General features: G+C 74.2%; 1 protein-coding gene. It reads left to right on the forward strand.

All coding sequences use genetic code 11. The features are described from left to right. Positions 1-538: AMP-binding protein (locus ACTOWL_RS38035; protein WP_441326493.1), on the forward strand; the 538-nt coding region annotated here is incomplete at both ends.

Consider the following 538-nt stretch of genomic DNA (forward strand, 5'->3'; position numbering starts at 1 on the left):
TCGACCTCGACACCGGCAGCGCCCAGTTCGACCTGTCGCTGGACGTGGTCGCGGACGGTCGCGGCATCGACTGCCAGCTCGAATACGATGCCGCGCTGTTCGACCGCGCCACCGCGGCCCGCTGGAGCACGCATTTCGTCACGCTGCTGCGGCAGATGACGGCCCGGCCGGATGCCCCGGTCGAAGCTCTGTCCCTGCTGGCGGAGGCGGATCTGGCGCAGCTCGCGGCTTGGCAGACCGAGCCGTACCGGGCCGAGCCGTATCGTTCGGTGCAGGAGCGGATCGCGCATTGGGCGGCGGCCGAGCCGGGCCGGACGGCCGTGATCTTCGGCGACCGCGAGGTCAGCCGCGGCGAGCTGGACCGGCGGGCCAACCACCTGGCGCATCGCTTGGTGCGGGCCGGCGTCGGGCCGGACGTGCTGGTCGGGGTGGTGCTGGAGCGGTCGGTCGAGCTGCTGGTGGCGCTGCTGGCGGTGCTGAAGGCGGGCGGCGCCTATGTGCCGCTGGCGCCGGACGCGCCGGCGGCGCGGCTGGCGGA

This window comes from Inquilinus sp. CA228 (genome assembly GCF_052078665.1).
GTDB lineage: Bacteria > Pseudomonadota > Alphaproteobacteria > DSM-16000 > Inquilinaceae > Inquilinus.